Origin of the sequence: Trichocoleus sp. AS-A1 (genome assembly GCF_039962015.1) — a bacterium.
In the GTDB taxonomy this organism is placed as follows: domain Bacteria; phylum Cyanobacteriota; class Cyanobacteriia; order Cyanobacteriales; family FACHB-T130; genus FACHB-T130.
This window is the reverse complement of sequence record NZ_JAMPKG010000073.1, coordinates 1-9,445: the sequence shown is the minus strand read 5'-3', so window position 1 is coordinate 9,445 and position 9,445 is coordinate 1. Positions and strand designations below refer to the sequence as shown.

At 45.7% G+C, this 9,445-nt stretch carries 6 protein-coding genes and 2 pseudogenes; 6 read left to right on the top strand and 2 right to left on the bottom strand.

Annotation, left to right across the window (positions count from 1 at the left end):
* Positions 1 to 112 precede the first annotated feature (112 nt).
* Positions 113 to 640, top strand: a pseudogene (locus tag NC994_RS27260) (family 1 glycosylhydrolase); the annotation flags it as partial.
* Positions 641 to 892: 252 nt separating this feature from the next.
* The gene (dcm, locus tag NC994_RS27255; protein ID WP_190435813.1) at positions 893 to 2,098 is read left to right on the top strand and encodes a DNA (cytosine-5-)-methyltransferase; all 1,206 of its coding nucleotides are present in this window, start codon (positions 893 to 895) and stop codon (positions 2,096 to 2,098) included.
* Here dcm and NC994_RS27250 read toward each other — a convergent pair.
* Positions 2,030 to 2,950 carry a hypothetical protein gene (locus NC994_RS27250; protein ID WP_190428341.1) on the bottom strand — a complete coding sequence of 307 codons (921 nt, stop codon included), beginning with the start codon at positions 2,948 to 2,950 and terminating at the stop codon, positions 2,030 to 2,032. The two genes, dcm and NC994_RS27250, sit on opposite strands and share 69 nt — an antisense overlap.
* A gap of 83 nt (positions 2,951 to 3,033) precedes the next feature.
* Between NC994_RS27250 and NC994_RS27245 the strand changes: the two genes are divergently transcribed.
* The 4 genes from NC994_RS27245 (at position 3,034) to NC994_RS27230 (ending at position 9,143) form a co-directional block, all read left to right on the top strand.
* On the top strand, positions 3,034 to 3,279 hold the full coding sequence (locus tag NC994_RS27245; protein ID WP_190435811.1) for a hypothetical protein: 246 nt from the start codon (positions 3,034 to 3,036) through the stop codon (positions 3,277 to 3,279).
* 317 nt (positions 3,280 to 3,596) lie between these two features.
* Positions 3,597 to 4,379: a Crp/Fnr family transcriptional regulator gene (locus tag NC994_RS27240; RefSeq protein WP_199299624.1), complete on the top strand. Its 783-nt coding sequence runs from the start codon at positions 3,597 to 3,599 to the stop codon at positions 4,377 to 4,379.
* A gap of 161 nt (positions 4,380 to 4,540) precedes the next feature.
* The gene (locus tag NC994_RS27235) at positions 4,541 to 4,939 is read left to right on the top strand and encodes a hypothetical protein (protein WP_190412279.1); all 399 of its coding nucleotides are present in this window, start codon (positions 4,541 to 4,543) and stop codon (positions 4,937 to 4,939) included.
* Between the two features lie 88 nt (positions 4,940 to 5,027).
* Entirely contained in the window at positions 5,028 to 9,143 is a 4,116-nt protein-coding gene (locus tag NC994_RS27230) for a non-ribosomal peptide synthetase (RefSeq protein WP_190435807.1), read from the top strand.
* Between the two features lie 213 nt (positions 9,144 to 9,356).
* Here NC994_RS27230 and NC994_RS27225 read toward each other — a convergent pair.
* Positions 9,357 to 9,445: pseudogene (locus tag NC994_RS27225) on the bottom strand (IS1 family transposase); the annotation flags it as partial.

The following is a 9,445-nucleotide window of genomic DNA, read 5'->3' as shown; positions in this document are numbered from 1 at the left end:
AGGCATCAATCACTTTTTGGCGTAGGTCAAGCGAGTAGGCTTTCATGATCGGCGATTGTCTGGCAGGCTGGGCTACTCCCTTACTGTATGCCATCCAACTGAGAACCGCTATATTCAGTCGGGCGATTTGGAAATCATTCACCAGCCCCTCGACGCACTCGGTATCAATATTTACACTGGCATTTATGTTCGTGCGGCTGACAATAAAGACGGTTACGAGTTTCTTGACTTCCCGAAAGGCTACCCGCGAATGAATATGCCTTGGCTGCATATCGTTCCTGAGAGCATTTATTGGGGTATTCGCCATATTAGTGACACGCTTGGGCGACAAGATTTGCCCGTGTTCATTACCGAGAATGGTTGTGCTGCCGAAGACGAACTGAACGCTCAAGGCGAGGTAATTGATACAGACCGCATTATGTATTTACGCCAGTATTTGAAGGCGGCTCATCGAGCCGTTCGTGAAGGCTATCCCCTGAAAGGTTACTTCCTTTGGAGTTTCATGGATAACTTTGAGTGGCCTTACGGTTATAGTCGCCGCTTTGGAATTACTTATATCGATTACAAGACGCAACAACGCATTCCCAAAGCCAGCTTCAATTGGTATGCAGAGTGCATTCGCCAGAACCGAGTGGTTTGAAATGAAATCATGAGATAGTGCCTTAATCATACTGGTGCAAGTGGTGGAGTTGCGCGATTGTTGAACTTTTTAAACTGGTTGAAAGCTTTAATAACAGCAATGAGCAAAGTAAAGCCCCAATCTTATTACTAAGTTCTCGTGACAGGCGTCGTATCAATCTATCTTCTCTTAACAAGGTAAGTAAAAATTAGCTTATCTATCAGAAGATTGTGATACATTAATAGGCAATACAAATAATTATAAATTTTTATTGTGACTGACACGTTGCAATTGGTTGCTAATCAAAATCCTCTGCGATTTGCTGAGTTTTTCGCAGGTATAGGTTTGGTACGGAAGGGACTTGAAGAAGTAAACTTCGAGTGTGTTTTTGCTAATGATATTGATCCAGCCAAAGGTGAAATTTACACCAAAAACTTCGGTAATGAGCAACTCCAGATTGACGATATAGCTAATCTTCATGCCCACAACGTTCCAGATGTAACGCTAGTAACAGCGTCATTTCCTTGCCAAGATTTGTCATTAGCTGGTAATAGACAGGGACTAGGGGGGAAACATAGTGGCATCTTCTTTGAGTTTATGCGTATACTCAATGAATTTGCTATTGAGAAAAGACTACCACAGGCGGTACTAATTGAGAACGTTACTGGTCTTTTGAACTCACGTAACGGCAAGGATATCCGGGAAATTCTATCATCACTTAATCAGTTAGGTTATTCATGTGATGTTCTAGTTATTAATGCTGCTTACTTCATACCGCAAAGCCGCCCCCGTGTTTTCATTATCGGTTTGAACACATCTGAACCTATAAGAGGAACTCAGGTGATAAAAGACAATAATACTTATTTCCAGCATCCTTGCCGTCCGTTAGCTGTGCAAAAGCTAATTATTAATAATTCAGATTTATTTTGGAACTTTTTGAAACTGTCACCCTTATCTACGAGGAAAACAGTTCTAGCTGATTTAGTAGATACAAATGACCACCAGAAGTGGTTTAACGATAGTGCCTTGGTACGGGAGTTGTCCTACATCAGAGACAATAGCAAACATCGCTTAGAGAAAGCAAAGCGATTAGCGAGAACAACTAGAGAACCTGTATACTTGACTGCTTATCGTCGGATGCGTAAAGGTTTAGTTTGCCTAGAGACGCGAGATGATGGAATTTCTGGTTGCTTGCGAACTGGGTCGGGTGGTAGCAGTAGGCAAATCCTCATCGTTGTGTCACCTGACCAAATTAAGATGCGATATATGACTGCACGGGAGTACGGACGCCTTCAAGGAGTTGAAGATAGCTTTTGGATTCCAGAGAACCAAAGCGTTGGTCGTTATGCTTTTGGGGACGCGGTTGCGGTGCCTGTTGTTGCTTGGATTGGTTCGGATATCAAGCGCCATTTAGTAGTCAACTCGCAGCGTTCGGTCTTGTTGAATGAGGTCGCAGAAATCGCTGTTGTAAACGTCTAAAACGCGACGAATAGACTCATCAGAGGACAAATTTTTGGAAGAAACAATCTCTGCTAGGATAGTAAGGCAGAAATCTCTAAGCCTGATAATAAACACGTCCTGGTACTCATTAAACAAATGAGCTTGAAAGCTCTCAGCCACGATAAAAACTGGGTAATTGCGCTCTCCAGTAACCGTATGCGTGCGGACAACATCTTCATAAATAGATAGATTAAGCTGTTGAGCTTTAACCTCGAATACTGACCGAATTTTGCCGTTATTTTCACTTACATCAATATCACCTCTTTGTCCGCTTTGAGCGTCGCCAGCGAATACTGCTTTTGTACGCACAGTGATGTTAGGAGTTTCTTCGTATAGAATTTTCAGGAGCGCATATACAAGACCCTGTTGAACTCTACCTCTGCTTTTTACAGCCAGCAACTGGGTCAATATCTGTTGTGGTTTACCAGCTATTGGTAATTGGATAATGGGAGATTTGGCGTTAATGTGATCTGCCACCATCTTTGCTGCTAGCTCGAATACTCTATTGATTTCAGCAGCATTGTTAGATAACTCGTTAACAAGGCTAATAAAAGTACTAATATGGGCTTTCTTCTCGGTTAGATCGCCCCGGATAGCAGTCGGCCCCCAGTAAGGTAGTAAAGCACCGAAGTTCTGGCGCACGTATTCCCGTACAGCAAGACTTCGATACCCCTGTGGAAGTTTGGTTGGAATCTGAGATAAGGTTGGAGTTTCTCGTTTATTCCATAGCGCTCTCAGCATCGTTTGGTAATCGCCGAGAGCGCGATTTTGAGAGAGTTCCGATTCAAGGAAGGCTAGTAAGGCTCTAGATGAGGGATCTTCTAAATTCATAATGTAAGCGAAGTGCGCTTTCAATCAGGTTATCAGTGGAGCGAGTCCTTCCACTCTCCTGACTGAACTCAACTTGAGATAAAGTGCGATCGCTCCGAAACATTACGCACCACATTTGTCATAGTGGAGGGGGAACTCGTGCAGGCGATACGTTGGACGAGCAGCACTCTGCGCGCGATCGCTCTCACTTTAATCTGGGTAGTGGATTTAATAAGGTGGCGATCTCACTGATTCCATCCGGAGCAGGAACATCCCATTTTTTAAAAACTACCTGGCAACTGAATGAATTCGCGTCTATACAAACAAAGGCTGAATGCTGCACAGACTAAAATATGATAAATATTTATCGAAAATTATCCATCTTTTACCTTTCAAAATTCTTATAAATCTTTGTTTTGTCTTTTTAAGCCGGATTGCAATCATTGCTAAGAAAAATCTCCTCAATCCATCGGGTTTATTAGTACGAAACCGTACTGAATGCCGATGCCGTTTAGAACTATCCTGAATGAAGATTGGCGATTAGGCTAATCAAGGATTGCACATTGCTGGTTGCTGTTCTTCAACTAAATGGATTAGAAAACTTTCCGGTCTCTGCGCTTTCAGAGCCTAATTAACCCGAACTCAAGTTATCGTTACGGACTTTTTTTTGTACAGATGCTGCAATGAGAGTCCTGCAAGAGGTCTAATTACTTATATAAGACTTCTAACACTTTTCCAGATGACTACTGAAAACCGACTGCTTAGCGTCCTACCCCGTGAGGTATACGAGAAGCTTGCTCCCAACTTGAAGCGAGTCTCGCTGGAACAGGGCAAGATACTCCACCATCCTGGTGAAGCTATCGAGGATCTCTATTTCCCCATCGATTGCCTGATCTCGATTACCATCACCATGACTGACGGCTCCACGGTTGAGGCGGGTCTAGTCGGCAACCGTGAAGTGGTCGGCGTCAATGCCTTCATGGGCGGAAGGGAGACCACGCAGACTGAATACATCGTACAAATGGCGGGCAGTGCGATCAAGGTGGATGCAGGGGTGCTGCTGGAGGAGTTTGATCGCAATAAGGGGCTGCGTGACGTACTGCTGCGCTACACACAAGCCCTGATTGCCCAGATATCGCAAACCACTGGCTGCAACAGCCTCCATGTTCTCGATCAACGCTTAGCACGCTGGCTGCTCGAAGCCCAAGACCGCATTGATTCGGATGACCTTAAGCTTACCCAGGAGTTCCTCGGTCACATGCTGGGCGTGCGCCGCGCTGGTGTCACCCAAGCCGCCCAAAAGCTTCAGGAGAGGGATCTCATTCGGTACAACCGGGGTCGCGTCCAGATCCTGGATCAGGCGGGGCTGGAAGCGACTGCGTGCGAGTGTTTCCAGGTTCTCAGAGAGGAATACGATCGCTTGCTGGGAGCCAAGGACAGAGATGGCTGATCAAAGCGTTCTCACCTTCACTCGTGCGGCAGAAAGTGAAGCACTTTCGTTGCTCCTCATCCAATCGCGTACAGGTTGCGTAGAGATTAAGTCAGGCTGGAAGAGGGTCTCTTCTCCTCAGTCTGCAAGTAACGGTCTAAAGAGGAGCAAAAGGACAACAAATGAACCAGAAAAAAGATAGGCTACCGACAATTCTGATATTTGAACTAGATGACGATACACGCCCGCTCCTGAAATATAACCTTTCCATCTGGGGCTACCACGTGATTGAGGCGCTACAGGAAGAAGACGCGATCGCCCTGGCGCGTGGTGTGCGCGATCGCCCTAGTCTGATTTTGATTAACCAGTTCGATATGCCGATAGACGAGGTTATTAACCTGGGACGGCGTATATGTCAGGGAGCGGAACTGCTCAACACTACGCCAATTGTCGTCATGGCTGAGCGCTACGGTTCAGATATGGAAGGTAAGGACGTTAAGATAAGCGAAAGCGAGTACGTGACCTACCTGGAAGATGGGGAACAGTTGATGAATCTTCTGTACCGTCTTTGCGCGGTATAGACGCAGCCTAATCAGCCTCCGTGAAGACCAGAAAGCGGGGAAATGGGCAACATAATCGAACAACTATGCCCAGTGGTACAATCTGCGGATGACTCAGAATTTTACCGACAACGACCTCACGGTTGATGAGAAAGCACTCAACACTGAGCAAGAAGTAACTGAGCAAGAAGCGGAGGTCTTTGTCTTTCCGGCATCTTTTGCCCAGCAGCGGCTGTGGTTCCTCGACCAGCTATTCCCTGGCAATACTTTCTACAATGTAGCGACTGCACTTCGCCTGACGGGTTCGCTCAACACTTCGGCGCTGGAGGAGACGTTCAACGAAATCGTGCGTCGCCACGAAGCTTTGCGTACCACTTTTAGGATGCTTGATGGGCAACCCGTTCAAGTCATTGCTCCCAGCTTAACCATACCTTTGCCCCTTATAGATTTGCGGCATCTATCTGCAACCGAACGGGAAGCGGAAACTCGACGACTAGCCACTGAGGAGCGATCGCGTTCTTTCGATTTATCTCAAGACTTGTTACTGCGAGTAATGCTGCTACAGCTAGACTCCTCAGAACACGTACTTTTGCTGAATCTGCATCACATTGTCTCCGATGGCTGGTCGATCGGGGTGCTAATTCGGGAACTCGGAACGCTGTATGCAGCCTTTGCCAACAACACGCGATCGCCTTTGCCAGAACTACCGATCCAATATGCAGACTTTGCAGACTGGCAGCGCGAATGGCTACAGGGTGAAGTTTTAGAGACTCAGTTAGCCTACTGGAAGCAGCAACTGAACAATCTTCCCTCACTTAACTTGCCCACTGACAAACCTCGCCCAGCGGCTCCAACCTATCAAGGCGCAACGCAATTTCTAGAGTTACCGAAAAGCCTGAGTGAGGAACTAGAGGCACTTTCGCAGCGCCAAGGCGTTACTCTCTTCATGACCCTTTTGGCGGCATTTCAAACCTTACTTTACCGCTATACACAGCAAGAAGATATTGTTGTCGGTTCGCCCATTGCCAACCGCAACCGCCGCGAAATAGAAGGATTAATTGGTTTTTTTGTTAATAGTCTGGTGCTGCGTACCAACTTATCAGGTAATCCAACATTTCTGGAATTGCTGAGCAGAGTCCGGGAGGTGGCGCTAGGCGCTTATGCCCATCAAGACTTACCCTTTGAGAAGCTAGTAGAAGAACTGCATCCAGAGCGTAACCTGAGCCAGCATCCATTATTTCAGGTTGCATTTAGCCTGCAAAATACACCCATTGAGGCGCTAGAGTTACCTGGGCTAACACTTTCGCATCTAGATTTTGACAACCCCAGCGCCAAGTTTGACCTAGAGTTTCACCTGTGGGAATCGCCGGAAGCTATCAAAGGACAGGTAATTTACAGCACCGATTTATTTGATGATGCTACCATTACCCGGATGTTGGGGCATTTTCAAACGCTGCTGGAAGGTATCGTCGCAAATCCAGAGCAAAGCCTTTGCGAGTTGCCTTTATTAACAGCAGCCGAACGGCAACAGTTATTAATTGATTGGAATAATACCAGAAGAGATTACCCGCAAAACCAGTGTTTTCATCAGTTGTTTGAGGCACAAGTAGAGCAGACTCCGGATGCAATTGCGCTAAACGCACGCTTCGCGAACGCGCTCATCTTTGAAAATCAGCAATTAACCTACCGCGAACTCAACATCAGAGCCAATCAACTTGCACACCACCTGCAACAATTGGGGGTAGTTCCAGACGTTCTAGTTGGCATCTGTATAGAGCGTTCCCTAGAGATGATTGTAGGACTGTTAGGCATCCTCAAAGCCGGAGGAGCATACCTGCCTTTAGATCCAACCTATCCACAAGAACGTCTTAGCTTCATGCTACAGGACGCTCAGGTATCGATCTTGCTAACTCATTCCCATCTATCCTCCCTGTTGAAGACCTGTTGGGGCGATCGCCAACACGGTTTGTCTGTCGTTTATTTGGATAAGGACTGGGATGCGATCGCTCACCATCCCCAACACAACCCAACCAGCAACGTAACATCTGAAAATCTAGCTTATGTCATCTACACCTCTGGTTCAACTGGAAAACCAAAAGGCGTTTTAGTGCAGCACAGAGGAGTATCTAACTTAGCAGAAGCTCAGCGCGAAGTTTTCAAGGTACAGCCAAGCGATCGCATCCTGCAATTTGCATCCTTAAGTTTTGATGCCTCAATCTTCGAGATTGTCATGGCATTGCGATCGGGAGCAACTCTCTATTTAGCCAAAAAAGAAGCTCTTCTGCCTGGACAACCCTTAATCAAGTTATTGCGCGACAATGCGATTACTCACGCCACGCTCCCGCCTACTGTACTCGCAGTATTCCCAGAAAAACTTCCTGCGCTGCAAACTATCATCTGTGCAGGCGAATCTTGTTCTAAAGATATTGTAAACAAATTGGCTTCTGATCGCAGATTTTTTAATGCTTATGGGCCAACTGAAGCAACTGTTTGGGCTACGATTGCAGAAATTAGCGGTGACACCCAAAAACCCTTCATTGGTCGCCCAATTACTAATACTCAAATTTATATATTAGATGCCCATTTACAGCCTGTACCCATCGGAATTACTGGCGAATTGTACATCAGCGGTGATGGACTGGCGCAGGGATATCTAAATCGCCCTGATTTAACTACCGAACGGTTTATACCTAATCCTTTCAAAAAGGCAAAAATAGAAAATGAAGAAGAAACCCGAAAAAATTCTTTTTTCTCCCCCCTTTTAAAGGGGGGTAGGGAGGATCGTCTTTATAAAACCGGCGATTTAGCTCGTTATCGACCAGACGGCAACATTGAATTTTTAGGTCGCCTCGATGACCAAGTAAAAATTCGCGGTTTCCGCATCGAATTAGGAGAGATTGAGGCACTGCTGACTCAGCATCCGACAGTCAGAGAAACGGTGGTAATTGCTACAGAGATATCTGGTGATAAGCGTTTAATCGCTTATATTGTGCCAGCCCAAAATTTTACTCCTACAATCATTGAACTCCGTGATTTCCTAAGGAAGAAGTTGCCAGAATACATGGTTCCTTCAGCTTTTGTCATGATAGAAGCTCTGCCTTTAACACCTAATGGCAAAGTCGATCGTCGGAACTTACCCGAACCCGATAATTCAACTAGCCAAACCCTAGATAAGGCTTACATTGAACCTCGTAATCCTACTGAGTCAGTCCTCGCCAAAATCTGGGTTAAAGTTCTTAACATCGAGCGTGTCAGTATTTACGATAACTTCTTCGATTTAGGGGGAAATTCGCTGCTGAGTATCACCCTCATAGAGCAGATACGCAAGCAATTTGAGCGCGAATTACCGCTGTCTACCCTGTTCTTAAATCCAACCATTGAAGGTCTAGCAAGGGCGCTATCTCCCGAAATTGATTCTCCGTATTGGTCGCCCTTAGTTGCAATTCAGCCTAAAGGTCAAAATCCACCTTTCTTTTGCGTTCATCCCATTTTAGGAGTAATCTTTCCTTATTATGAAGTCGCATATCATTTGGGGACAGAACAACCCTTTTATGGGCTACAACCTCTGGGTATGGACGGAGAACAATCCCCATTAACTCGTATTGAGGATATAGCGGCTTATTATATTGATGCCTTACGTGCAGTGCAGCCGAATGGCCCTTATTTTTTAGGAGGTTGGTCTTTTGGAGGCTTGGTTGCTTTTGAGATGGCTCAACAATTGCAAAAAACTGGGCATAAAGTAGCTCTACTGGCTGTGATAGATACTTCCGCACCAATTTCTAAAAACAGACCTTCCTTCGGGGACGGTTTAAAGTTTCTGATGAACACAGTAGCGCGACATATATGGCCTTATTTTATGGATTATTTTTATCTTATAGCCGCTACCGACAAGCCCCAAAGCAAGCTAATCTCTAAAGAATCTAAAAAACGAATATTAAAAGAATTAAGAAGTAAATCGATACTTAGGGTTTTTCAAGCGAATAGTCAAGCAGCGCTTAGCTATGTGCCGCAAGTCTATCCTAGCAAAATTACTCTTTTGAAAAATAGCGAACAAAATATCGCTGCGAATCAAGATCCAAGTATGGGTTGGGGCGAGCTAGCTGGAGGAGGAGTGGAAATTTATAACATTCCTGGCAATCACCTAACCATGCTCAAGAAACCCCATGTCCAGGTTCTCACCGAACAGTTAAGAACCTGTATTGAGAATGCACAGGTCGGAAGATAAGAGCGATCGCTGTACTCTGTGATGTAGCGATCGCTCTTACCGTAGCTTACTATTCGTACAAAGCCCATAAGTAGTGGGCACCCAGCACCAGCCCTTGAGCAACATGAGCGCGGTTGCGTGGCTCCTCCCAGCTGGGTTCTGCCAAAGTCAACAGTTCTCGTGCGTGTTCTACGTCAAGTTCCTCGTGGAGGCGTTGCTGAATAGTGGGAGGAATCAAGCAGGAATCGGGACATCTCCAAATCTCAAGTAGTGAAGTAACAAGCGGATTGAATGTCTCAGCATTTCTTGGGATTTGGAATAAC